Annotated in this window: 17 protein-coding genes; 8 read left to right on the top strand and 9 right to left on the bottom strand. The window is 48.7% G+C overall.

Features of this window, described 5'->3' with window-relative positions; genetic code table 11:
* Window positions 1-4: 4 nt before the first annotated feature.
* The gene (locus tag QZ331_RS05475; protein ID WP_294628758.1) at window positions 5-2,026 is read right to left on the bottom strand and encodes a polysaccharide lyase family 8 super-sandwich domain-containing protein; all 2,022 of its coding nucleotides are present in this window, start codon (window positions 2,024-2,026) and stop codon (window positions 5-7) included.
* 382 nt (window positions 2,027-2,408) lie between these two features.
* Window positions 2,409-3,644 (bottom strand): fucose isomerase, encoded by a 1,236-nt coding sequence (locus QZ331_RS05470; protein ID WP_294628756.1) that lies wholly within the window; start codon window positions 3,642-3,644, stop codon window positions 2,409-2,411.
* A 179-nt stretch (window positions 3,645-3,823) separates the two neighbouring features.
* On the opposite strand from QZ331_RS05470, the gene QZ331_RS05465 reads away from it, so the two are divergent.
* Entirely contained in the window at window positions 3,824-5,023 is a 1,200-nt protein-coding gene (locus tag QZ331_RS05465; protein WP_294628754.1) for a pyridoxal phosphate-dependent aminotransferase, read from the top strand.
* Window positions 5,024-5,045: 22 nt separating this feature from the next.
* Window positions 5,046-6,290, top strand: coding sequence for an ABC transporter permease (locus QZ331_RS05460; protein WP_294628752.1), 1,245 nt, complete (start codon window positions 5,046-5,048; stop codon window positions 6,288-6,290).
* A 9-nt stretch (window positions 6,291-6,299) separates the two neighbouring features.
* Here QZ331_RS05460 and QZ331_RS05455 read toward each other — a convergent pair whose 3' ends face one another.
* The 4 genes from QZ331_RS05455 to QZ331_RS05440 are packed head-to-tail and all read right to left on the bottom strand — an operon-like array spanning window position 6,300 to window position 11,225.
* On the bottom strand, window positions 6,300-7,472 hold the full coding sequence (locus QZ331_RS05455; RefSeq protein ID WP_294628750.1) for a glycosyltransferase: 1,173 nt from the start codon (window positions 7,470-7,472) through the stop codon (window positions 6,300-6,302).
* A gap of 47 nt (window positions 7,473-7,519) precedes the next feature.
* Window positions 7,520-8,548: an AI-2E family transporter gene (locus QZ331_RS05450; RefSeq protein ID WP_294628749.1), complete on the bottom strand. Its 1,029-nt coding sequence runs from the start codon at window positions 8,546-8,548 to the stop codon at window positions 7,520-7,522.
* A gap of 59 nt (window positions 8,549-8,607) precedes the next feature.
* A complete protein-coding gene (locus QZ331_RS05445; protein WP_294628748.1) occupies window positions 8,608-9,861 on the bottom strand; it encodes an ATP-binding protein in 1,254 nt (417 codons plus the stop codon).
* Between the two features lie 5 nt (window positions 9,862-9,866).
* Window positions 9,867-11,225, bottom strand: coding sequence for a sigma-54 dependent transcriptional regulator (locus tag QZ331_RS05440; protein ID WP_294628746.1), 1,359 nt, complete (start codon window positions 11,223-11,225; stop codon window positions 9,867-9,869).
* Window positions 11,226-11,550: 325 nt separating this feature from the next.
* On the opposite strand from QZ331_RS05440, the gene QZ331_RS05435 reads away from it, so the two are divergent.
* The 6 genes from QZ331_RS05435 to QZ331_RS05410 all read left to right on the top strand — a co-directional run bounded on the left by QZ331_RS05435 (window position 11,551) and on the right by QZ331_RS05410 (window position 20,714).
* Window positions 11,551-12,852, top strand: coding sequence for a TolC family protein (locus QZ331_RS05435; RefSeq protein ID WP_294628744.1), 1,302 nt, complete (start codon window positions 11,551-11,553; stop codon window positions 12,850-12,852).
* Between the two features lie 202 nt (window positions 12,853-13,054).
* The gene (locus QZ331_RS05430; RefSeq protein WP_294628742.1) at window positions 13,055-14,302 is read left to right on the top strand and encodes an efflux RND transporter periplasmic adaptor subunit; all 1,248 of its coding nucleotides are present in this window, start codon (window positions 13,055-13,057) and stop codon (window positions 14,300-14,302) included.
* Between the two features lie 12 nt (window positions 14,303-14,314).
* Window positions 14,315-16,720, top strand: a complete 2,406-nt coding sequence (locus tag QZ331_RS05425; protein WP_294628850.1) for an ABC transporter permease — start codon at window positions 14,315-14,317, stop codon at window positions 16,718-16,720.
* A gap of 22 nt (window positions 16,721-16,742) precedes the next feature.
* The gene (locus QZ331_RS05420; protein WP_294628740.1) at window positions 16,743-17,459 is read left to right on the top strand and encodes an ABC transporter ATP-binding protein; all 717 of its coding nucleotides are present in this window, start codon (window positions 16,743-16,745) and stop codon (window positions 17,457-17,459) included.
* Entirely contained in the window at window positions 17,456-19,876 is a 2,421-nt protein-coding gene (locus tag QZ331_RS05415) for an ABC transporter permease (RefSeq protein WP_294628738.1), read from the top strand. The genes QZ331_RS05420 and QZ331_RS05415 overlap by 4 nt, the downstream gene beginning before the upstream one ends.
* Before the next feature lie 289 nt (window positions 19,877-20,165).
* Window positions 20,166-20,714, top strand: a complete 549-nt coding sequence (locus QZ331_RS05410; RefSeq protein WP_294628736.1) for a hypothetical protein — start codon at window positions 20,166-20,168, stop codon at window positions 20,712-20,714.
* 388 nt (window positions 20,715-21,102) lie between these two features.
* On the opposite strand, the gene QZ331_RS05405 is transcribed toward QZ331_RS05410, so the two are convergent.
* The 3 genes from QZ331_RS05405 to bioC form a co-directional block, all read right to left on the bottom strand.
* Window positions 21,103-22,602 carry an L-lactate permease gene (locus QZ331_RS05405; RefSeq protein ID WP_294628735.1) on the bottom strand — a complete coding sequence of 500 codons (1,500 nt, stop codon included), beginning with the start codon at window positions 22,600-22,602 and terminating at the stop codon, window positions 21,103-21,105.
* A gap of 88 nt (window positions 22,603-22,690) precedes the next feature.
* Window positions 22,691-23,335, bottom strand: a complete 645-nt coding sequence (bioD, locus tag QZ331_RS05400; RefSeq protein WP_294628733.1) for a dethiobiotin synthase — start codon at window positions 23,333-23,335, stop codon at window positions 22,691-22,693.
* Window positions 23,332-24,099: a malonyl-ACP O-methyltransferase BioC gene (bioC, locus tag QZ331_RS05395; RefSeq protein WP_294628731.1), complete on the bottom strand. Its 768-nt coding sequence runs from the start codon at window positions 24,097-24,099 to the stop codon at window positions 23,332-23,334. Before bioC ends, bioD begins: the two co-directional genes overlap by 4 nt.
* Between the last annotated feature and the right edge of the window lie 8 nt (window positions 24,100-24,107).

Raw genomic sequence — 24,107 nt, 5'->3', positions numbered from 1 at the left:
TTGCTTATTCTTTGCCGATGAAAGGTTTCCGGGCAACGAACTCCCCCTTTTCCGTGTGAATGATATAAGTTCCCGGTTCCCGTATCGTTATCGGGCGGCGGCCCTCCACTGCTATATCGGTGGGATGATAAACCGTTGCATAACATAAATCATTAATAACCACCGCCTGGGCTTCTTCGTCGTTGCGTAGAATACGGATGGAGCGAGGGTCGAAGTTGCGTACCTCCTCCTGTGTAGCGCCCGGCAGTATCAGATAGACGTAAGACGCAGGAACGTCTTTACGGTGTTTCAGATAAATGGAGAATAATTTGTTTTTTAGGATTGCCGGTTTATACATTCCCATGAAGTCTTTCCATTGCCCCTCTTTACGTTCGGTCAGAGCGATGCAGGTGTCTGCTTGCAGTATGATGTATCCAGTGTTGTCGTGGAAGAACCGTTTGTTGCCGGAAGACCATACCTTGCCTTTATGAAACCGTTGGTCGATGGATGTAGTGACGGTAGCTGCGCTGTCAGCATGGATGTCGCTCCCCATGCACAATACATAATCATCGGTAAATATCCACGCTTTGTTGGCTTTCAGCTTATTGCGTTTCAGTTGCATGGCGGTGATACCCGTATGCTGATACGTGGCTCCGCCGACGTGGTAACTGTGGTTACGTGAATCGGTTTTGTTGGGACTTGGGATGGGCACATTGCTTTCATAGGTAGTAATTCCGGGGATTTTTCTCCAATCCCAAAAAGGAAAAATGTTGTGGTATTCGTCTCCACGGACATAAGTGTACAATGCGCCGTCGGCCATGTAATATCCTTTCAGGTTATCTTCGTTCACCAGTTCCGTACCGATGACCCGTTCGGAAGCCATCCGTACGGAAGCCATCCATCGCGGAGTACGGTGAATGGTATAATCCGACTCCCAGAAATGCTTGTTACCGACAAATGCATTGGAACTTTGTGAAGAGATGGAATTCCGGTTGAGCATTTTACCTATTTTCCCGGCAGTTTCCGGTCCGCAACTTTTCATGAGTGAATATGCTGCAAAAAACAATCTGAATCCTTTGTCGATATCCGCATTCCGGAATAGTTGCCTGTTTAGCCCGTTTACATCCCAATACCCCTTCCAGATAATCCATTGATAGCCGTCGAGCAGGAGTGAGGTGAGTATTTGCTGATGCTCGTTGGAAAAAGCAAGGGAAGTGCCGGCAAACATCTCTGCATAGAAACTCATATTGCATAGATAGGACAATCCGTAATTGCCGAATTGTTGTTGCGCCCCATGTTGGTGGAAACTCCAGTCGGCCTTGATTCCTTCCTTTTGTCCGAGCAGTATTTCGGAGGTGATAACGTTTCGTGCTTCTTTCGCCAGTCTCCAGTCGTTTTGCAGCAAGGCTCTGATAAGTACATTGCCTGCCAACCATACTTTATTCTGTCCGGTCATTCCGAAAGCCGACTTCTTCATTACTTTTACGGCTGCCTGCTTTTCCACTTCGTTCATTTCCCCTTCGAAGAGTAAGAAAGCCGGTCCAAGTGTGCGTGGTATCCCGATTTGGTTGTACCACCAGTTGAGGCATACCGGTTCCTGTTTGAACCAAAAATACATTGCCCGGTGGATGGCGTCGGTCAGTCGGGAGCGCTGGGCGGGTTTCAGTTGTTGCTGTTGTTGGTGATAATACTTGGTCAGTTTCAAGATTCGTTCCGCATGGATTTTGGGTTCCCAGCCGGAACGTTTGGTGTCTTTGTAATTGATATCTCTCCACGAACCGTCTGCACAAAGCGCCTTTGTGAGATGCTTGATTTCCTGAGAGGAGATGGGATATAGCTGTTGCAACTCGATTACATTCTGGTCGGACACTTCCTGTTCGCGGGGGATGGTTGCAAGTTGTTTGAGAAGAGCCTTCTTTCCTTCATCCTCTCCCAAAGTGGCCTTTATATAATTGTTCTTAAGCAGTGCTATTGAATCGCTGAATGATTGTTGCGCGCGGACTGTACAGCACGTGATAAAGAGAAATAATAGTAGTTGCTTTTTCATTCGGTATCTGTTGATTAGGTTGCAAATATAACTTTTTTGTTTGAATATGCTTTATTTATAAAGATAATATGTAACATGACTCCATATCTTGCTGTCGATTGGGCGAAAACAACCGTAAGATTTAATGACTTCTTCCTAATCTGTTAGTCATTTCTTCCTTATCTGTTAGGCAAATCATCCCAATGAGTTATCCAAATGCACCTGTATAACTGACTGAATGGACAAGTGTAATTGCACTTGTACTTGTCCATTTATAAACTTGAAAGTGCAGTTCTCTTCCGGAAAAAGGTGAAAACATCCCGCTCTTTTTTGCAAACTTATCTTAAAAACAGGTTGTTTTTCCCCCTTATAACTAAGAATCATACAAAAATGTCACAATACATCATTCAGTCCGTTTACAGGCGTTTGCCTGAAAAAACTCGTGCAATGCATCTTCGTAGTTTCCTTGCACGAGGATGTGATGATTGCCCAACGGATTCTTCAGGAAATATTCGGCCGGAGTATTCATGCGGACACGCACTTGTGTGCGGCACATATTGATGTAATTTGTATTTTCGGAGAGCGTTCCCGTCGATAAATAATATTCGTCCAGACATTCGCCGCCGCACTTGACGATGGTCACGTCTCCCGTCGGGAGCATTCCCTGGATGGCGATGCTCTTTTCTGTTTCAAAGTGGTTGCGTATCACATACCTGTCCGTTTGTTTGAGCCCCACGGTGCAGTGTGCTAAGACAAGTTCGTTGGTGCGCGTGTTAATCATCGAAGGGTTTGCCATGAATCCGCCCTTTCCGGTCAATGCTTTTACGGCAAGCAGGGTGAATACCGATTGGAGGTCGCCTTCGCATCCGGCTATGATTCCGTCGTCGTTCAGAAGAGACAACGCCAGGCAGCCGGTAGTGTCGATTTGTTCAATCAGTTTGAAACAGCTTAGGGTGAGTGCTTCCAACTGCTCCTCTTCGCATACCTTCTTGATTGCCCGGTACAGTCGCATGGATTTGATGATATCTTCGGGCGTTCCCTCGCGGCAGGCAAGGGCTTGCGAAGCGACTGCGGCACACGAAGCACCCACTTCGTTGTCCGCGATTCGGTGGAAATGCTCGTAGACCCGTTCCAACGGAATGTCAAGGTAGTCGATGCCCCAGCGCCGTTTCGCCAACAGATAGTCAACATTGCTAGCAACCAACCACGACGAAGGAGCACCGATGACCCCGATGCGCTTGCCGAACAGGGAACGTTGTGCCTGGTAATTGTGATAAAGCGTATGTACACGCTGTATGATGGACGGCAATTCGCCGTGAAGTATCTCACTTTTCATCCCCTTGCTGCGCAGCCATGTCGATATCTCCAGAGCGGCGGCCAGAGAGTTCTGCATCCCGTCTGCCAACAGAATGGCAGGACGGGGGAGTTTTTCGAATTGTTGGACGACCAACTTTTCCACTCCGCCGGTGGCGATAAAGATAATTTTGAAATCATCGCTTGTCAGCTTGTCCATATCCCGATAATCGACCAAGTGGACGGTATAATATTTTTCGAGCTCGCTTAAAACCGCTTCGTGCGAACTGCGCATCGTGGCTTGTTTATGAAGGAATGATGCAAAGGAGATAAGGTGTACGGTCATTGTGATATTGTTTTAAGTTATGCACAACAAATGTATCGTTTTCTTTTCATATTACCGTAACGAATTTAACCTTGCTAAGGTTTTTAAAGTTTTTATGTCTCTGTATTCAAATTATTGCGTACATTTGCACATTCAAGCAGATAAAGTAAATACTAATTAAGTAATTTGTAGTTAAAATTATGCCAACTATATCCATTCGCGGAAACGAGATGCCTGCATCTCCTATCAGAAAACTGGCTCCTTTGGCGGATGCCGCCAAGCAACGCGGAGTACACGTGTTTCACCTGAACATCGGACAGCCCGACCTGCCCACCCCTCAGGCCGCGATTGACGCGATACGCAACATCGACCGCAAAGTGCTGGAATACAGTCCCAGTGCAGGCTACCGTAGCTATCGCGAGAAGTTAGTGGGATATTATGCAAAGTACAATATTAACCTTACGGCCGACGATATCATCATTACGGCAGGCGGTTCGGAAGCGGTACTGTTCTCCTTCCTCTCCTGTCTCAATCCGGGCGACGAGATTATTGTTCCGGAGCCGGCGTATGCCAACTACATGGCGTTTGCCATCTCGGCCGGAGCAAAGATACGCACCATTGCCACTACCATCGAAGAGGGCTTCTCGTTGCCGAAAGTGGAGAAGTTCGAAGAACTGATAAACGAACGCACCAAAGCCATTCTGATTTGCAACCCCAACAACCCGACGGGATACTTGTACACCCGCCGCGAGATGAATCAGATTCGCGACTTGGTAAAGAAATATGATTTGTTCCTCTTTTCCGACGAAGTGTATCGCGAGTTTATCTACACCGGTTCTCCCTATATCTCCGCCTGCCATTTGGAAGGTATTGAGAACAATGTGGTGCTGATTGACTCCGTATCCAAGCGTTACTCGGAATGCGGTATCCGTATCGGCGCGCTGATTACGAAAAACAAAGAGATTCGCGATGCAGTGATGAAGTTCTGCCAGGCACGTCTGAGCCCTCCTTTGATTGGACAGATTGCTGCCGAAGCCTCGTTGGACGCCCCCGAAGAGTATTCGCGCGAGACGTATGACGAATATGTGGAACGCCGTAAGTGCCTCATTGACGGATTGAACCGTATCCCGGGCGTCTATTCTCCCATTCCGATGGGCGCCTTCTACACCGTGGCGAAACTTCCGGTGGATGATTCGGACAAGTTCTGCGCCTGGTGTCTCTCCGATTTCGAATACGAAGGGCAGACGGTATTCATGGCTCCGGCTTCTGGTTTCTACACCACTCCCGGTTCGGGTGTCAATGAAGTCCGTATCGCTTACGTGCTGAACAAAGAAGATTTGACCCGTGCGCTGTTCGTCTTGCAGAAGGCTCTGGAAGCGTATCCGGGAAGAGTGGATTAATCACTAAATCACCGAAGGAAACTTGTCTCTGTCACTTTTCATAGCCCGGCGTATTTATCGTGAAAGCGATGGTGGAAAGCAGGCCTCACGTCCTGCGGTCCTCATTGCCATGACGGGTATTGCGCTCGGATTGGCGGTGATGATTATTGCCGTGGCGGTGGTTATCGGGTTTAAGAGCGAAGTACGGAATAAGGTCATAGGCTTCGGCTCGCATATCCAGATTGCCAATTTGGACGCCGCAAGTTCTTATGAGACCCATCCCATTGTAGCAGGAGATAGCCTGATGACCGCCCTTTCCGATTATCCGGAGGTGGCTCATGTGCAGCGTTTTTCCACCAAGCCGGGCATGATTAAGACGGAAGATGCTTTTCAGGGAATGGTGCTCAAAGGCGTCGGGCCGGAGTTCGACCCTCGTTTCATGCAAGAGTATCTGTTGGAAGGCGAGACTCCTGCTTTCAGCGATTCGGTATCTGGCAACCGGGTACTTATCTCCAAGTCTTTGGCAACAAAGATGAAGTTGAAGTTGGGGGATAAGATTTATACCTATTACATACAGGACAATGTCCGTGCGCGCCGGCTGACTATTGCCGGAATCTATCAGACTAACTTCTCCGAATACGATAATCTCTTCCTGCTGACCGACCTTTATTTGGTGAACCGCCTCAATGGTTGGCAACCCGAACAGGTGACCGGCGTGGAACTTCAAGTGAAAGACTACGATAAGCTCGAAGATACGACGTATGAAATAGCACTCGACACCGACAACAGACAGGATGAATTTGGAGGGGTGTACTATGTGCGCCATATCGAACAGTTGAATCCGCAGATATTTGAATGGCTCGGCCTGTTGGATATGAATGTGTGGGTGATACTGTTCCTGATGATAGCTGTTGCCGGATTTACCATGATTTCCGGCCTGCTCATTATCATTATCGAACGCACGAATATGATTGGTATTCTGAAAGCATTGGGAGCTACCAACCTCACCATCCGCAAAACCTTCCTTTGGTTTGCTGTTTTCCTGATTGGCAAAGGGATGCTTTGGGGAAATGTTATCGGCTTGGCGTTCTGCCTTCTTCAGTCGCAGTTCGGCCTTTTCAAACTCGACCCGGAAAACTATTATGTGGATACCGTTCCGGTCTCTTTCAATGTTCTGCTTTTCCTGCTCATCAATATCGGCACATTGCTGTCTGCCGTGTTGATGCTGATAGGCCCTTCGTTTTTGATTACCAAAATCAATCCGGCAACCTCGATGAGATACGAATAACGGATTCTCTTATTTTCTCATAAACTCACCTTTCCCCCGTAACAGACGGCATAGCTTGAAATGAAGCGATTGCATCGGTTGCAGAATGTCGAATACCGGCAATGAGAAGTAATACTTCCTGTTGCCGCCCATCTCTTTGGCAGTACGGTTGATAATGACCGCCTGCACGGTGTAGCGAATGAGCCAAAGCAATAGTGCCGTTCCCGCCGCCAACCAATGAAAACTGAGGATACCCGACACAAAACCTGCGATGCAGGCAACGTACAGCAACAAGCGCGAACAGGTTTCAAAACCTAACAGATAGCGTTGCGTCCCGTTGTAGAAGCGCGAGGTGGCTACATAACTTACTTTTTCTTCTTTCCAGTCTTTGTAACGGTAAACGGGTTGTATCCGCATGGATGCATGAAAGTCCGTTTCTACACGGGTGTTGCTGCTGTTTCCCATTTGGTTGACAAACAAGTCGTCCTCCCCGCGTTGCAGGTTCAGGTATTTGGAATATCCTTTTTGCTTGAAGAACAACTCTTTGCGGTAGGCCATATTGCGGCCGATACCCATATAAGGCTTGCCCGCCAGGGCAAAGCCCAAGTATCGCAACGACTGGAACAGCGTGTCGAACGCCACACGTTTGTGCAACCAGTCTTTGGTGCGGTTGTATCCGCTGTATCCCAATACGATTTGGGTCTGCGGGGTGAAGTTGCGTGCCATCAGTCTCAGCCATTGGTTGCTGGCAGGAAGGCAGTTTGTTTCCGTAAACACCAGCCAGTCGTATTTGCTGGCTTTGATGCCTAAAGTCAGAGCCAATTTCTTGTGGCTGATATAGCGGGCACTGTCCGGCGTAAAGCTATGATAAAGATTGGGATATTTCTCTTCCAAGTGTCCCAATACATCCTCCGTCTCGTCGGTAGAATCATCGTTGATGACGACTACTTCAAACTGCGGATAGTCCTGTTCCAATATGGCGGGAAGGACTTTGCGCAGGTTGTCGGCTTCGTTGCGCGTACAGATGATGACGGAAACCGGCGGCAGTTCGCGCGAGAAATGCGCTTCTTCGTTACGTATTGTTTTGTTACGCAGGTGTATCCGGTTGTACAAACCGAAATAGTAAATAAGTTGGATAACTAAAAGAACTCCTGCCATCGATAATGCAATCAGTTCGGCAGTATTGAATGTAAGTGCTTCCATTGAAATTCAGTGTCGTTTTTTACGCTGCAAAAGTACGCATTTTTTTGTTAGTCCGGTTCTTTAGGGAGGAGCTTATTTCGCGAACCTAAGTATTCTTTTTTAAACATATCCACAAAGAGAAAGAACAGAGAAAGCAACAACGGGCCGAAGATTACGCCCATAAATCCGAAAATCGGCAGTCCGATAACAACACCGAAGATGGTGATGAGCGGATGGATGTCGGCCATTTTCTTCTGGAGGATAAACCGTATCAGGTTGTCGGATTGTGAGATGACAATGGCACCGTATGCAAACAGGCCGATGGCACCGAACCAGTTGCCCGTCAGTGCGAAATAGACACATACCGGAAACCATACCAACGCCGTGCCTACCATCGGGATAATCGTGGCAAAGCAGGTGAAGAACCCTAAAATCCATACATTGGGAGCACCGAAGATGAGATAACCTATCATCGCCACAGCTCCCTGGATGATTGCCAACAATGGGATACCAATGGCGTTGGAGCGCACAGTCATCGCGATTTCATTCGTTACCTCTTGTGTGTTCTTGTCGTTGAAGGGGAGCAGGTCGTCAACATACGCTTCCATTTTTTTACCTCCCAACAGCATGAAGTACAGGATGAATATCATGACAAACAGATTGACGGCAAGGCTGCTGATGCTACCCATGATTAGCTGTCCGACACGCGGTGTCAAGGAGATGAGGTACGAAAGTGTGTCGTTGCCCAACACATCGTATCCGGTCTTGTTCTTGATAGCTTCCGCCGCCTGCTGGATAGGCCCGATGAAAGTTTGAGGGTCGAGATTGATGTGTTGCAGCAGGTCGATGAGCAACCATACCGTCAGTCCTGCGGGAACTAAGAAGAGAAGGACGGTTTCGGCGATAATCAGCAAGGCAGCGACGTATCGTTTCAGATGTCTTTTGCCGGTCAGATACTCCATCTGCCCGCGTACGAGGATATAGATGGTGAGTGCGCCCAACAATCCTCCCATAAAAGGAGTGATTTGCCGGAAGATGATAACTCCCATTAACAGGATAATGGCAATGAGCGAATATTTCCAGTATTTTTCTTTCATGCTTTTCGGATGTGATAAGTTCTTTACGCAATAACACACAAAAGCATGGAAAGGTTTGTCTATAGCGGTATATCAATGTGAAAAACCGTTTTGCCCGGGCTGCTTTCGTGGATGGTGAGATGTCCGTTGTGCAGACGGACAATCTGTTTGCAGAGGGTAAGTCCGATGCCGCTACCCTCCGTTTTGGTCGTGTAGAAAGGGATGAATACTTTTTCTTGCAATTCGGGCGGGATGCCTGTGCCGTTGTCTTCGATGTCAATGGTTATCCGTTCGCTTTGTCGCACGTCTATGCGGATGCTTCCGTTCTCTTTTCCTTCCAACGCCTGCATGGAGTTTTTCAGCAGGTTGAGCAAGACTTGCGAGAGCTGGTTTTCGTCTCCTTCCATATAAATCGTCTCAGGCAGACAGGTGAGCGAGAAGGCGATGCTGTTCGCTTGGAAGTCGCCCGACAGCAGTTCACGCAGATTTTCCAAAGTTGCAGTGAGCGAGAAGCGTTTTTTGTCGGGTTGTGGCAGGTAGGAGAGATGGCGGAACGATTCGGTGAATTGCAACAGGCGTTCGCTCTGTGCCTGGATGATGCGCAGGCCACGAATGGCTTTCTCGTTGATGTCCGGGTAGGCGGATAAGGTTTGCGACAGCGAGATGATGGGAGCGATAGTATTCATGATTTCATGCGTGAGCACGTGGCTCAGCTTGTTCCACGATTCGCTTTCCTTGTCGCTTAGCTCGTCGCCAATGTCCTTGATAGAGAGAAGAGTGATAGTTTCCTCTTGCAGTTTCATATCCCTTTTCGAAAGGCTGAGATGCTCCTTTCTGCCTTTTTCGTACAAGAGCGATTGCAGTTGCCCGTGGTGCGTCAGTTGCTTGCACGCTAAGAGAGAGTGGGCGGCGCTGTTTGCCAGGATTATTTTTCCCGTAGAGTCCCACGCCAATACACCGTTGGGTACCTCTTCCAGGAGCGAGCGGTAGAAATGTTCCTGCTTGGCATATTCGGCTTGGGTTTTGGCAAGCAGGAGATTGATGCGGTTGAGCGAACGGTTGAGCCTTTCCTGGTCTTTGTTGACGTGATGTTCGGGAAAGTAAAGCATATTGTCCTTGTCCTCTATGGCATCGAAGAAGATGCGCAGCTTTTGGTTGAAAGAGTTGAGCTTGTCCACCAGTGCGCCTATCTGGAAGAGAGAGCAGACAACGAGTAGTGTGCCTATCACAAATCCGCGTTGTGAAATGATGAGCCAACTCCCGGTTCCCGAAGTGACAAGAATCAATACGATGTGTAGCAATATCATCCAATAGAGGTGTCGGCTGAATATCATGCGGTTCAGGGTTTAAAGCGTTTCAGTTTGTTGTAGAGTGTCTGCCGGCTGATTCGCAGTTGTTCGGCGGCGGCAGTCAGATTGCCGTTGTTTTGCAGGATGGCGGTTTCGATGGCTTGCCTTTCCACCTCCTCCAAGTTGGGTACGGTATGGGTAGTTTGCGGTTTCCAGGTCTGTTTGACCAAAATATCTTTGGGGCGTATCACGCTGCCTTCACACAAGATGACGGCTTTCTCGATGGCGTGCTGCAATTCGCGGATGTTGCCCGGCCAATGATAAGAGCGCAGCTTCTCCATCGTCTGCTCATGCATCCGCAGTTCCGGACGCTGATACTTGGAAGCGAAACGGCGGAGAAAGGTTTCGGCAAACAGAAGGATGTCGTTTCCCCGTTCCCGCAAGGGAGGGATTTCCAGATGGATGGTGTTGATGCGGTAGAACAGGTCTTCGCGAAACAATCCCTCTTTCACCATTTCCGGAATGTCCTTGTTGGTGGCGGAAATCAGGCGGATATCGACGGGGACCACCTTATTGCTTCCGATGCGGGTGATGTTTCTGTTTTGCAGTACGGTCAGTAGCTTGGCTTGCAGGGCAAGGGGGAGGTTCCCGATTTCGTCCATAAAGAGCGAACTGCCGTTGGCAGCCTCGAATTTTCCTGGACGGCTTTCGTAGGCATCCGTAAACGCTCCGCGTTCGTGCCCGAAAAGCTCGCTTTCAAAAAGAGATTCGCTGATGGCACCCATATCGATGCTCAGCATCGGGCGGGCGTTGCGCGACGAAAGGCGGTGAATCTCCCTTGCCAGCATCTCCTTTCCGGTTCCGTTCTCTCCGGTTATCAGGATGTTGGCGTCGGTTTTGGCTACCTTGTTCACCACCTTTATCAGTTGCAGCATGGCGGGCGAGTGTCCTGTCAGCATCTCCGTTTTAGAAGGGTTGCCCGCGTCGGCGGGTTGTTTTTTGGCTTTTGAAGTGCCTTTGCTGTTCGGTTGAGGCTGAAAGGCTTCTTTTATCTTCCGAACCAGCGTCCGGTTGTCCCACGGTTTGAGCAAGAAGTCCGAAGCACCGTTCTTCAAGGCTTTTACGGCAAGCTCCACATCCCCATAGGCAGTCAGCATCACCACGGGAAGCGAAGGGCGCATCTCATGAATACGTTTCAGCCAGTACAGCCCTTCGTTGCCGTTGTTGATACCTGCCGAGAAATTCATGTCAAGAATGACCACATCGATGGAAGAGGTGGCAAGCAGCGTCGATATCTGGTTGGGATGGGTGGCGATACGAATGGTGCTGAACTCGTTTTCCAACAAGAGCTCGAGCGAAGCCAGCACACTTTTATTGTCATCTACTATTAAAATCGTTCCGTTTTCCATACAGGGAGGAATAGCGTTCTTAAAGTTTTTGGGTAAAGATATCCGTTTTCGCCTTTCTCTGCAAGCGAGTGTCCAATAATTAGACGTTTTGAAAGGAATTTCTTGTAGCGGTGCTTCTGTTTTCGAGCTATCCGGGGCTTGTACGCCATACAACGGCCGTTTGCGGGCATCGTTGTCGGATAACGTCCAATTATTACACACTGTGCCGTCCAATAATTGGACGCCGGCGATAACCGCTCATTTGCCATTGGCTTTTAAATCAGATGCTTATCTGTTTTGGCATTGTGTTTGCTCTACTGACTGCACCAAACATATATTATAAAAGATGAGAAACATTTTCTTTTTATGCTTGCTATGGCCTTCGGTAGCACTTGCCCAGCCTGCCTTGAGCCTGGACGAATGCATCCGCCTGGCGTGGGAGCAACATCCCTCCATACAAAGCGGTGTAATCGGTATAAAGGAGGCGCAGACGGAATATGTGGCCGCTATCGGCAATTTCCTTCCCCGCATCACCGCTCATGCAGAGACGGGAAAGCGGTTCGGGCGTTCGATAGACCCGGACACCAACGGCTACACGGACAAGACGTTTGAAGAAGGAACCGTGGGGCTGGACATGACCTTGTCTCTGTTTGAAGGCTTTTCGCGCATCAATCGGGTACGCTTCCGCAAGATAAACAGGGAACACGCCGAATGGGAATTGAAAAACCGACGGAACGAACTTGCTTATCAAGTGACGGATGCATACTACAAACTGCTGTTGGAGAGAAAACTGTTGCAACTTGCTTTGGAGCAAAGCCGCCTGAGCGAACGCTACCTGAAGCAGACCGAAGCATTTGTGGAATTGGGTCTGAAATCCATGTCCGATATGCAGGAGGTGAAAGCCCGCAGAGAGGGGGATATATACCGTTACCGGTCGCGTGCCAAGAGTTGCCGGTTGGCAGGATTGCATCTGCAACAGTTGGTGAACTTCCCGCAGGGAGATACATTGGTCATTATGGATACCATTGCCGACCCAGGCAGGCTTCCGTTGCTTCCGTGTCCGTCGGCCGAGACGCTCTACGGGCAGTCGTTGGAGGTGATGCCCGTCGTGCGTCTGATGGATTTGAAGCAACAGGCTGCCCGCAAGGAATATGCCGTGGCGGGCGGTGCTTTTGCCCCTTCCTTCTATGCCCGTCTGACGGTCGGTTCCAATTTCAGCCATACTCTGTTCTCTGCCCGCCAACTGCGCGAACATATGGGGCGATATGTCGGCTTCGGTATCTCCTTTCCGTTGCTGAGCGGTTTCGAACGGCTGGCGAATCAACGCAAACTGAAACTGAACCTGCATCGTCTCAAACAGGAAGAGGCGTTGGAGAAGCAGCAGTTGTACACCGACATCGAGCAGACACTCCTTTCCTTGCGTGCCGGTTATGCCGAACATCAGCAGGCGTTGCAGCAGTTGAGTGCGGAAACACGGGTGCTCAAAGAGTCCGAACGGAAGTGGGAGGAGGGACTTATCTCCGTCTTTCAGTTGATGGAAGCACGCAACCGGTTTATCTCTGCCAGGGCGGAGTTGATACGCGTGCGCCTGCAGGTGGAAATGACCCTGAAACTGGAGAAATATTACCGCGAAGGAACTTTTCTGTAATAAATGAACTTATTACAACGTAATAATCAGCCTGTTACAGCGTATATATGCGCTGCGTGCAAGACATATAGATGCTGGACGCAGCGCATATGGATGCTGGAAACAGGACATATATGCGCTGGAAGTAGCATCTATATATATTGCAAACCAGCCATACGGCAAGGAAAAATAGCAGATAATCATATAACTTAATAAACTCTTTATGGATACACTCATCGAACCTACCTCCGGCTTCAAACGCAAACACCTATATATAATAGGTGGCGCACTCTTTGCCGTTGCCACGGTGCTATATCTTGTTTTCAGAGATACCTCCTCTGCCATGACCGTAGAGAAGGAGCGGCTGACGATTGCCACCGTTCGGCAAGCGGAATTTAATGACTACATCCGTGTCATCGGCGAGGTGACGCCCAACCGCATCATCTATATGGACGCCATCGAAGGCGGACGTGTGGAAGAACGCCTCAAAGAAGAAGGTGCAGTGGTAAAGGCCGGCGACGTGATTCTGCGTCTCAGCAATCCGTTGCTGAATATCGGCATCATGCAAAGCGAAGCAGACCTTGCCTACCAGGAGAACGAATTGCGCAATACCCGCATCAGCATGGAGCAGGTACGCCTGCAACTCAGGCAGGAACGCATCGGGCTGAACAAGGAACTCACTGCGAAGAAACGCCGTTACGGGCAATACAAACGCCTGGTGGAAGAACAACTGATAGCCCGTGAAGACTTCCTGCAAGCGGAGGAAGAGTACGAAGCAGCCAAAGAGCAACTCCGCATCATCGACGAGCGCATCCGGCAGGAGGATATCTTTCGCGAAAGTCAGATAAGCAGTCTCGACGAGAACATCCGGAATATGAAGCGTAGCCTTACGTTGGTGCGCGAACGGCTGGAAAACCTGAAAATCAAAGCGCCGATTGACGGACAGGTGGGAAACCTCAATGCGCAGGTGGGGCAATCCATCTCGGCAGGCGAACACATCGGTCAGATTATCACCTCCGATTTGAAGGTACAGGCGCAGATAGACGAACATTACGTGGAACGTGTGCTGCCCGGACTTCCGGCCGATTTTGTCCGCGACGGAAATACCTACCGGCTGAAAGTGACCAAAGCCTATCCCGAAGTGAAAGAAGGGCAGTTTCGCACCGACCTGCAGTTCACTGCCGGACGGCCGGAGAATATACGTGCTGGACAAACCTATCACATCAACCTTCAGTTGGGCGACCCTGCACAGGCTATTTTGGTGCCGCGAGGCGGATTTTTCCAAATTAGCGGCGGGAGATGGATGTATGTTGTCGACGAAAGTGGTAAATTTGCTATCCGCCGCCCCATCCGCATCGGGCGGCAAAACCCGCAGTACTATGAAGTGACCGAAGGGTTGAAACCAGGCGACCGGGTGATTGTGTCCGGCTATGAATTATTTGGCGATAACGAAAAACTGATACTGAAATAATTTTGTAAGATGATTAATTACCTTTCACAAGTGATGCGTAGTCAGCGGGTGAAGAAATCCCTGACGCTGATAAATATAACGGGATTGTCCGTATGTGTTGCAACGGCACTGCTTATCATACTTTACGTATGGTCGGAATTGAGCTACGATTCGTTCCACTCCGGTGAATGTGTATATCGTGTCGAGAGCCGGCTGTACGAAGGCGAGACGCTGACAGACAACTGGGCGACCACAGCCTACGGGCACGCGCCGGCAATGGCGCGTGAGATAGCCGGTATCGAGAAGTATGTCCGCGTGACGGCGCAAGACCGCGAACAGGTGGTGAACTACTTCGACAGAAGGTTTGCCGAGGAGCATTACTGCTATGCCGAACCTGCTTTCTTCGAGATATTTAATTTCCCGATTCTGAAAGGAGAAAAGACCGGACAATTGGTGCGTCCCAATACGGTGGTGCTTACCGAGCGTGCGGCAAGCCGTTATTTTGACGGCGAAGACCCGATAGGCAAGGTGCTCACCTTCAGTACCTCTTCTTCGCAGCAGAACTTCGAAGTCACCGGCGTGATAGCGGATATGCCCGTCCGCTCCCACCTGCATTATGATTTTCTGCTTTCTTACAGTACGATTCCTAAAGAGCGGCAAGACATCTGGTACATTCACGGAGTCTATACCTACGTCCGCCTCGCGTCCGGTAAGCAGCCCGCAGAGGTTGAGGAGGCTTTCCTCGCCATCTCCGACAAATATAGGACCGAGGCTTTGAAACATAAGAAGTGGGCAGTAGAGCTGATACCTTTGAAAGACATTCACCTTACGCCGCAAAAAGCCTACGAAAAAGAGGTGAAAGGAAGCCGCACGGCAGTCTTTATCCTGTTGGTGATGGCAGTTGCCCTGCTGCTGATAGGTTGGGCAAACGCTTTGAACCTGACCGTGGCGCGCTTCCTGGAACGCGGCCGTGAGTTCGGGCTGCGCAAGGTGTTCGGTGCTTCGCGCCGTCAGATTATTATTCAGGGACTTCTCGAATCAGGCTTCATGAATCTGTTGGCTACGCTGATAGCTCTCGGCTGGCTGGAACTCCTGTTGCCTTTTGTCTATCGCTGGGTGGGGCAGAACTTCGGGGCAGACATACTGATGTCTCCGCTCTTTGGAGGAATGGTGGTCGGAATAGTGATTGTTGGTACATTTGTCGTGGGGCTTTATCCTTCCTATCTGATGGTTACGATACGTCCGTCGGAGATAATGAGGGGAAAACTGTTGCACGGCAAACGTGGCAACCGGATAAGAAAGATACTGATTGTGGTTCAGTTTGCGGCGTCGTTTGTCTTGATTGCCGGCACGTTTACGGTGGTTGGGCAGGTGCGTTATATGCAGCGTGAGAATGCTGCCGAAGCCCATTCGCGTATGTTAGTTGTTAAGTACCCTTCATTTACCGAAGGGTTGGCGCTGCGTCTCGAAAGTTTCACCAGACGTCTGAAGCAGCGGGCAGACGTGAGCCACGTTACCGTTTCGGGAGCTGTCCCCGGGGTGGAGGTAGCCAACTATTTCACCAATCGTCCTTATGGAAGCGACCCTTCGCAAGTGAAACTCATACAGATGTTTGCCGTCGATTATGATTATCTCTCCGCCTATATGCCTGATATGGTTTGCGGACGGGGATTCTCCGAGGAGTTTGGAGGCGACTTCAACCGGATAGTACTTAACGAGGAAGCCGTCAGACTGTTGGGCTACGACTCGCCCGAAGCTGCCGTAGGGCAGCAGGTGAAAATGGAGGTGGTGAATGACCCTCTCGAGATAATCGGAGTCGTGAGAAACTATCACCAGCAGTCGCTTTCCGTTGCTTACAAACCGATTATCTTCTTCCTGAAAGAACGCGTACCGTTCATCGCCACTCCTTACATCTCTATCCGGCTGACAGGCGAGGAGGGAGACAGTGCATTGGCGGAAATCGAAGAGATGTATCGCGAATACTTCCCGACCTCGCTGTTCTCTTATTTCTTCTTGAGCGACTTGAATACTTTCTTGTATAAATCCGACCGTAATTTTGGCTGGATATTTGTCAGTGCTTCGTTGCTCGCCGTGTTTGTGGCGTGTCTCGGTTTGTGGATTGTGACACTGTTTTCCACTTTGTCGCGCTTGAAGGAGGTGGGCATCCGCAAAGTGCTCGGTGCCGGCAAAAGCAGCTTGTTCTTTATTCTGACGAAAGAACTGATGATGCTTACGGTACTTGCCTCTGCCATCGGCATCCCTGTATCGGCAGTGCTGATGAACGGTTGGCTGCAAACCTATGCTTTCCACATTTCGCTGCCGTGGTGGATATATTCGGTGGCTTTCGCGTTGCTCATGCTGATTGCGTTTCTTACCGTCTTTCGCCAGGTACGGCGTATCATCTGCCTGAAACCGATGCGTATTTTGAAATATGAATAACTAAACAACTATAGAATAGATTATGATTAAGACTGAAAAACTGACGAAGCTCTTCACTACCGAAGAGGTGCAGACAAAAGCATTGAACGAAGTCACCTTACAGGTGGAACAGGGAGAATTTGTAGCCATTATGGGGCCTTCGGGATGCGGCAAATCAACTTTGCTGAATATCTTGGGTACGCTCGATTCACCCAGTTCGGGTACTTATTTCTTTGAAGGAAAACGAGTGGATACCATGAACGAGAACCAGCTCACCGCTCTCCGGAAGGGCAACATCGGCTTTATCTTCCAGAGCTTTAACCTCATCGACGAGCTGACCGTGTATGAGAACGTGGAGTTGCCCCTCGTCTATACAGGCGTCAAGGCGGGCAAGCGCAAAGAAAAGGTAACGGAGATACTTGAAAAGGTGAATCTGCAACATCGTGCCAACCATTACCCCCAACAACTCTCCGGCGGGCAGCAACAGCGCGTAGCCATTGCCCGCGCCGTAGTGACGGACTGCAAACTGCTTTTTGCCGATGAACCCACCGGCAATCTCGACTCGACAAACGGTGTGGAAGTAATGGAACTGCTGAGCCAACTGAACCGGCAAGGGACTACCATTATCATCGTCACCCACTCCCAACGGGATGCCATGTACGCCCATCGGGTCATCCAACTGCTGGACGGACAAATCATCGCCGAAAACATCAACCGCCCATTGGACAGGAACACGACCTCTAAAAGTGAAACCGTATGATAGGAAACTACTGGAATAGCACCTGGCGGAACCTGATGAAGCGGAAACGGTTCAGTTTTATCAATATAGCCGGTTTAGCGATTGGTATGGCGTCGGCACTGCTGATTCTTACTTATGTCATTTTTGAGTTCAGCTACGATAAAATGCACACAAAGCACGCCAATATATACCGTGTGCAAAGTACTTTCCACGAAGGAGAGGTGCTTACCGACTATTGGGCAAGCAGCTCCTTCGGATACGGTTCGGCAATGAAGGAACACCTTGCCGGAATCGAAGACTATACCCGCATCGCTTCCCTGTGGCAACCGGAACAGTTAGTGAAATACGGCAATCTGACCTTACGTGAGAATCAGATAGCTTATGCCGATCCGGGCTTTTTCCGCCTTTTCGATTTTGAACTTCTCAAAGGCGACAGGAATACCTGCCTTTCCATGCCGGGGCAGGTGGTCATCACCGAACGTATCGCCCGTAAGTATTTCAAAGACGAAGACCCTCTCGGCAAGATACTCGTGTTTACCGGAACATACGATAAGGTTTCGTGCGAAGTGACCGGAGTGATGAAAGAGATGCCTTCCAATTCGCATATACATTACAGTTTTCTGATATCTTATCAATCTCTGCCTCTATATATGCATGAGTACTGGTATAAGCACGAAGCCTATACATACGTGTTGCTCGAATCGCCCGAACGGAAAGCAGAAATAGAGAGGGAATTTCCTGCGATGGCAGAGAAATACAAGACGGAAGAAGCATTGAAAAACAAACGGTGGGGAGTCTCATTGGTTCCTTTGACCGATGTGCACCTGACGCCGCAACTCGGATACGAAGCAGAGACCAAAGGTAACCGCTCGGCGATGATTGCATTGGTTTTCGCTGCGTTTGCCATTTTGGCGATTGCCTGGATTAACTATATAAATCTCACCGTAGCCCGTTCGATGGAGCGTGCCAAAGAGGTGGGAGTGCGGCAGGTGATAGGAGCTTTCCGCAGGCAGTTGATTCATCAGTTTTTGTTTGAATCGTTCGTCATGAATCTGATGGCTTTCGTTCTCTCCGTAGGGTTAATCGAATTGGTGTTGCCCTCTTTCAGCCGGTTGGTAGGGCGTGCCGTTATGTTTTCTGTCTGGCTGGTGAATGATAGGTGGGTATGGTTGCTGCTGGTTTTCATGGCAGGTGTGTTCCTCTCCGGTTACTATCCTGCACAAGCCCTGTTGGGACGGAAGCCCATAACGCTGTTGAAGGGAAAATTTCTGCATAGCGCCTCCGGCGAGCGGACACGCCGGATGTTGGTAGTCGTCCAATATACCGCGTCCATGATATTACTTTGCATCACCTTGATTGTCTTTGCGCAATTGAACTTTATGCGCAGCCAGTCGTTGGGCGTAAGGACCGACCGGACATTGGTGGTTAAATTTCCCGGACGTACGGAAGGAATGAATGTCAGGTTGGAAGCAATGAAGAAGGCGATAAACCGCCTGCCTTTGGTGCAGCGTGTCACGTTTTCCGGTGCTGTGCCGGGCGAGGAGGTGGCTACTTTCCTTTCCAATCACCGCACGAATGATGCTTTGAAGCAAAACCGGCTCTATGAAATGTTAGTTTGCGATCCCGATTACGTCGAAGCCTACGGGATGCACGTGGTGGCGGGCAGAAGTTTTTCGGAAGACTATGGTGGAGATGTGGACAAATTGGTGATTAACGAAACGGCTGCACGCAACTTGGGATTTGCATCCAACGACGAAGCGATAGGAGAGTTGGTAACCGTCGAATGTACCGACGCTCCGATGCAGATTATCGGAGTGGTAAAAGACTATCACCAACAGTCGTTGAACAAGAAATATACGCCCATCATGCTCATTCATAAAGATAAGATTGACTGGTTGCCGCAGCGTTATATCTCTGTGGTAATGACAGCCGGCGACCCTCGCGAACTGGTATCGCAAGTGCAAGAGGTGTGGAACCGCTATTTTGCCGACACCAGTTTCGATTATTTCTTCCTCGACCAATTCTTTGACCGCCAGTATCGCCAGGATGAAATATTCGGCGTGATGATGGGTGCCTTCACCGCATTGGCAATATTTATTTCCTGTCTGGGACTTTGGGTATTGGTGATGTTCTCCTGTTCCACACGGGTCAAGGAGATGGGAATACGCAAAGTGTTGGGTGCTGCGCGGTTCGCACTGTTTTATGAGTTGGTCAAAGGGTTCTTCGTGCTGATTCTGATAGCGGTGGCCATTGCCCTTCCCGTAGCATGGTTCAGCATGGATGCATGGTTGAGCCATTATGCTTTCCATACGGAACTGAAAGCATGGTTCTTTGTAGTACCCGTATTACTGATGCTGTTTATTTCGTTTGTGACGGTAGCTGTGCAGACAATGAAGATTATAATCGCCAAACCTGCCCGTTCCTTACGATATGAATAACACCGAATCATTCGCTCGCTCGTGTGTTAACGAACGAGCGATTTGTGTTAAATGTTAACAAGTCTATTGCTTTTGTTAAACCATATTATAAGATACGCTGCTTTGCTTCGAAAATTTGGAGATAACCGGAAAGTCCGTATCTTTGCAATGTGTTTTTCATAGTATTAGATTTAAGGTTAACAACAAAGATTGGCTGTCTGGGATAGATAGCCTTTTTTTATGCCTGTATATGTAGATACAATGGTTTGCTTTTTCTTATCTTTGCAAGCGGATACAAGTTGACATTATTATGAAACAGACTTTCGTTAATATACTTCGCGGACTGACGCTCTTTATTATTCTCTTGGCAGGTGTCGGTGGTTATATGCTTTATGAAAAAACATTGTCGGCGTGGTGGATACCTGTTGGAATGGCGCTGACGATAGCCGGTATTACCTTCCCTTTTTACAAGAAGTGGGTATGGCTGACTACTTGTGATAATAAAACGGCGAATCTCCTGTGCCATTTGTTATGTGTGGGAACTCTTTCTTATGCCTTGTTCCTTATAGGTAACTATTGCCTGGCCGATCCCTCTTCTACACAGGAAGAAGAGGTGGTGGTACAACGGAAATTTCAAAAGACACATAGGAAAACCCGCCGGGTAGGGCGGGGGAGATACGTGGCAGATGGAGTGCGTAAAGAGTACTACTTGCAAGTGACTTTTAAAAATGGTATGAAGAAAGATGTTCATGTTTCCTTGTCGGTCTATAATAAGACGCGGACAGGAGGTACAAGAACCTTGACTTTGCAAAGAGGATTCTTCGGACTTCCGGTGATAACAAAAGGACTTGGTATATGATAGAATGGTTGGGTTAACGAATCATCTCTTTACCTTTTATATCTGAAATGAAATACCTACCATTCTCCAATCGGTTAGTGGAGAATTGCCTACGATTTAATTTTCCGTTGCCTACAGACTAACGGTCGGGATGCATAAATTTATTCGTCTGACTATAGTTGAACTTGCGTCTGACTGTAGTGTTTCTTTCGTCTGACTATAGTCAGACGAAACGGTCACTATAGTCAGACGAATAAATTTTAGTAAGAAAACCGACAGACATTCGCATGGCAGCCGACAGGCCATCGCAGGAAAAAGATTAGTTTTATATAAGGCTCATGCGTGTGTATGCAACGTTTTCGGGCAGGCAATACCTCTGTATTCGGTAAAGATATATTTGGGGGAGAGATTAACTGAAAATATAGACGATAATTCCTGTAATTGCCACATAAGCCAATGCATACGGAATGGCAGTTTTCAGAATTTCCCCTTCTTTGCCTTGCTGGTTTCCGGCAGAAGTAGCGATGGCAATGCTTTGTGGAGAGATAATCTTCCCACCCGTGGCTCCTACCGTGTTTGCAGCCGAAAGCCAATCGGGATTGACATGAATTTGTCCGGCTACACTTGCCTGTAGTTTGCCGAAAAGGATGTTGGAGGAAGTGTCGCTTCCGGTAATAAACGTACCTAAACAACCGATGGCCGGTGCAAACAACGGATATAAACTTCCCGTAGCCGTGGCGAGTACCGTGGCAATAACGGCAATCATTCCCGAAGTGTCCATGACGGTAGACAGTCCAACCAGGCACACAACGGTGATGAAAGTCTTTTTCAACTGTCTGACGGTATCCCAAAGCACGGCGAACAACTCCCTGATTTTAGCTCCCTGTATCAGTCCGCCGATGAAAGTGCCCACGAAAAGCAATACTCCTGCATGAGTCAGCCATGAAATGCTGTAACTGACGGTAGAACCATTGATAGACAGGCTGATGCTTGTCACCCAGTTACTCTCCAGCGTGTGCCGCAATCCCGGGAATAACGGACTGGTGAGAATAATGAGAAAAAGAATGAGCAGGTAGATGCTCCATGCATTCAGAATCTCTTTTGCCTTCAACGAACTTTTTCGTGCCTTTTCTTCTTTCGATGCAGTCAGTTTGCCATAAAGCACAATGACGATGACAGACAGGATACTTCCGATGATGGCGGGAGATTCCGCTCCCATATATTTAGCTGCAAGATATTGGCTGATTAAGGAAACGCTGCCTACCAAGAGAGCTAAAAACAGATTTTTGGGGAGTGATTTCAGTTTGGGGTCGGTAAGGAAAAGCAATACAAGCGGAACAAGGAACATGAGGACTGATAATTGCAGTACGACATTGGTGCTAAGAGTCAACACATCCAAGTTTGTCTCTTTCGCCAATACAAGCACCGGAGTTCCGATAGCTCCGAAAGCGGTAGCTACGCTGTTGGCTATCAGGCTCACAGTAGCCGAGAATACCGGTCTGAAGCCCAGGCTGATAAGAATTGCTGCCGGAATGGCAACTGCCGTCCCGAATCCTGCCATTGCTTCCAGCAGTCCGCCGAATCCCCAAGTCAGCAGCAATACCTGAATGCTCTTATCCGTAGAAATGGAAGCGAACTGTTGTTTTATAATCTCCATCTTCTTCGTTTTCAGTAATACGTTGTAGCTGAAAATCGCCATTAGTATAATGATTAGAATGGGGGAGACTGCTTTCAACGCTCCATATAAAAAAGAATACAACAAGTTATCTACCGAAAAGGCAAAGCCGAAAAACGCAATCAGCATCGTTGCAATTAAGGAGATGATACTACTTTTGTCGCCCGGCATTTTGAAAAAAGCCATTAATACGATTAATAGCAATACCGGAATGATGGCAAGAATCAAGGTCATAGCGGTTTGGGTTTTAAAAAAGTGAGACGTTCATTTGTTATGAGTATAACAAACAAACGTCTCGTTTGGGTCAATACGGCCGGCGGATTTATTTTATTTCGGGTATCAGGATAAACTTCGTATCGGGGAAATACTTCTTCAGCCAGTTTTGAATGAACTCCATAGTATCATTCTGAATCGTTTTGTCCTCTACGGTAGGATACATATTATAAAGTACCGTATCCAGCATAATCCCACGTTTTTGTATGGCTTCAAGGCTGAGCAGGGTGTGGTTGATGCTGCCCAATTTGCCCGAGGTGACAAAAATAAGCGGGTAATTCTCTTGGGCGATGTAGTCTATGGTCAGTAGTTCGGTCGTTAGCGGTACCATCAGCCCGCCTGCTCCTTCAAGCAGTACGCGGTCGTAGCGTTCGCTCAGTGTTTCCGTGGCACGTTTGATTTTGCCGAAGTCGATGGGACGGTTGTCCAGTTGGGAAGCGAGATGCGGAGAGGCGGGATAGGAGAATATTTCCGGCATGGTCAATCCTTCTTTATCTTCTTCCGTAAAAGAGATTCCCATGAGTTTCCGGTGCAACTCTATGTCTTCCGACCGGCCGACATTGCCTGTCTGGATAAACTTTTGAGTAATTGTCCGTAGTCCGTTCCCGTTCCATTCGCGGGCTAAAAATCCGGTGGCGTAACTCTTGCCGGCATCGGTGTCGATGCCGCTTACGAAATATACATTCTGTTTCATATTTCTTTCTTTTTTGCGATGATATAAATGGGGTGATAGGTCAGTGACACGGAAGTGCCCTGAGCAAATTCTTTGGTATAACGTTCACTGAATAGCTGCAAGTCGCGGCGTGTCCGCAGTTGTCGGGAGGACAGACCGGATACGCCGGTCACGCCCGTCTGCTTCAAATGATAAAGTACCTTTATCGGATTGTCGAACGGAAGAGAGATAAGTTCCTCTTCCGAATGTAGAATGTCAAAGTACGCTGACAGGGTTGCCGTAAGTTCCTCCCGCGAACGGTAAGGAAGTCCGTTTCCGGTCAGTTCTCTTATCTCTCTCATATTCTTTTTCCCGAAAGTACTGAAAGCGAGATACCCCTGGTTGCTGAGCAAAGCATGGCACTTCTTGAAAAACATTTCGGGCGATTCGAACCATTGCAAGGCCGAACAGGATGTTATCAGTGTGCTCTCGGCAGGAAAAGAGACGGTTTCCGCATCTCCCGGAAGAAAAGATACCTGCTCTTTTCTTAATAAGTCCTCACAGCAGTGTTCCATTTCCGGGCAAAGGTCGTTGAGTAACAGCTCCTCCGGTCGAAGCGCTTGCAACAGCATACGTGAATAGAGGCCTGTGCCGCATCCGAATTCGATGACTCTCGAACAGGGAGCGGACAGATGTTCCGTAAGCAGGCGAATCATTTTATCTGCTATCTGCCGTTGCACGTTGGCTTCCTGCGGATAGGTGGCAACGGCTTTTGCGAAACGTTCGGCAATGAGTTGTTTGTTCATAAATCAAT

Origin of the sequence: uncultured Bacteroides sp., from assembly GCF_910586915.1 — a bacterium.
In the GTDB taxonomy this organism is placed as follows: domain Bacteria; phylum Bacteroidota; class Bacteroidia; order Bacteroidales; family Bacteroidaceae; genus Bacteroides.
This window is presented reverse-complemented; position numbering and strand designations above follow the sequence as displayed.

Excerpts from the sequence above, each read along its gene's own strand:
- bioC (WP_294628731.1), bottom strand. The coding sequence starts at position 24,099 with ATGAACAAACAACTCATTGCCGAACGTTTCGCAAAAGCCGTTGCCACC.
- QZ331_RS05455 (WP_294628750.1), bottom strand. The coding sequence starts at position 7,472 with ATGGAAGCACTTACATTCAATACTGCCGAACTGATTGCATTATCGATG.
- QZ331_RS05470 (WP_294628756.1), bottom strand. The coding sequence starts at position 3,644 with ATGACCGTACACCTTATCTCCTTTGCATCATTCCTTCATAAACAAGCC.
- QZ331_RS05435 (WP_294628744.1), top strand. The coding sequence starts at position 11,551 with ATGAGAAACATTTTCTTTTTATGCTTGCTATGGCCTTCGGTAGCACTT.
- QZ331_RS05445 (WP_294628748.1), bottom strand. The coding sequence starts at position 9,861 with ATGATATTCAGCCGACACCTCTATTGGATGATATTGCTACACATCGTA.
- QZ331_RS05475 (WP_294628758.1), bottom strand. The coding sequence starts at position 2,026 with ATGAAAAAGCAACTACTATTATTTCTCTTTATCACGTGCTGTACAGTC.
- QZ331_RS05450 (WP_294628749.1), bottom strand. The coding sequence starts at position 8,548 with ATGAAAGAAAAATACTGGAAATATTCGCTCATTGCCATTATCCTGTTA.
- bioD (WP_294628733.1), bottom strand. The coding sequence starts at position 23,335 with ATGAAACAGAATGTATATTTCGTAAGCGGCATCGACACCGATGCCGGC.
- QZ331_RS05415 (WP_294628738.1), top strand. The coding sequence starts at position 17,456 with ATGATAGGAAACTACTGGAATAGCACCTGGCGGAACCTGATGAAGCGG.
- QZ331_RS05430 (WP_294628742.1), top strand. The coding sequence starts at position 13,055 with ATGGATACACTCATCGAACCTACCTCCGGCTTCAAACGCAAACACCTA.
- QZ331_RS05410 (WP_294628736.1), top strand. The coding sequence starts at position 20,166 with ATGAAACAGACTTTCGTTAATATACTTCGCGGACTGACGCTCTTTATT.
- QZ331_RS05465 (WP_294628754.1), top strand. The coding sequence starts at position 3,824 with ATGCCAACTATATCCATTCGCGGAAACGAGATGCCTGCATCTCCTATC.
- QZ331_RS05440 (WP_294628746.1), bottom strand. The coding sequence starts at position 11,225 with ATGGAAAACGGAACGATTTTAATAGTAGATGACAATAAAAGTGTGCTG.
- QZ331_RS05420 (WP_294628740.1), top strand. The coding sequence starts at position 16,743 with ATGATTAAGACTGAAAAACTGACGAAGCTCTTCACTACCGAAGAGGTG.
- QZ331_RS05405 (WP_294628735.1), bottom strand. The coding sequence starts at position 22,602 with ATGACCTTGATTCTTGCCATCATTCCGGTATTGCTATTAATCGTATTA.